The organism is Thiocapsa imhoffii (assembly GCF_016583985.1).
Taxonomy (GTDB): domain Bacteria; phylum Pseudomonadota; class Gammaproteobacteria; order Chromatiales; family Chromatiaceae; genus Thiocapsa; species Thiocapsa imhoffii.
The window spans coordinates 1-518 of record NZ_NRSD01000111.1; the positions used below are offsets into that span (position 1 = coordinate 1).

At 58.1% G+C, this 518-nt stretch carries 1 protein-coding gene; it reads right to left on the reverse strand.

Going from position 1 to position 518, the window contains the following annotated elements:
• Nucleotides 1–29 precede the first annotated feature (29 nt).
• A complete protein-coding gene (locus CKO25_RS20870) occupies nucleotides 30–290 on the reverse strand; it encodes a UPF0175 family protein (protein ID WP_200389852.1) in 261 nt (86 codons plus the stop codon).
• Nucleotides 291–518 lie beyond the last annotated feature (228 nt).

The following is a 518-nucleotide window of genomic DNA, read 5'->3' on the forward strand; positions in this document are numbered from 1 at the left end:
AATCAGTGGACTGGCATTGATGACCAGCTTCATGTGCCAGTCTCCGACGGATCGCGCACCAGTGCAATATCCTCCAGAACATCCGTGTCGTCGATGGCGAAACCGGACCCGAAATGCTCTTTAAGGCGATAGTGGAATTCGTCAAAACCCAACCCCGCGAGGGCAGCGGCAGCGCTGAAACTGATTTTCCTGGCCTGGTAGAGGCTGGCGGCGAGGAAGAAGTCGATGGCGCCCGTACCCAAGGGATGCAGGATTGGAGCGAATTCGGGGTTGATCTGGGGCGTGGACATGGATTTCTGATTCCGGTCGGATGGCCTACGATGGGTCAATACAGTGCTTTTAGCAGGATAAGGCCAGGATTCACCAACTCGGATACCGCTCGGCGGCTCTCATGGCCAACGCCCTATGCTTGAGCGTCAACCCCTCGACAGAGTCCATCACGCAGTAGCCGGTGCCGTGCGCACGGAAGAAGCTCTTGACGGTGACGATGCCGGGATGCTGATCGAAGCGGGCCAGCG

Excerpts from the sequence above, each read along its gene's own strand:
- CKO25_RS20870 (WP_200389852.1), bottom strand. The coding sequence starts at position 290 with ATGTCCACGCCCCAGATCAACCCCGAATTCGCTCCAATCCTGCATCCC.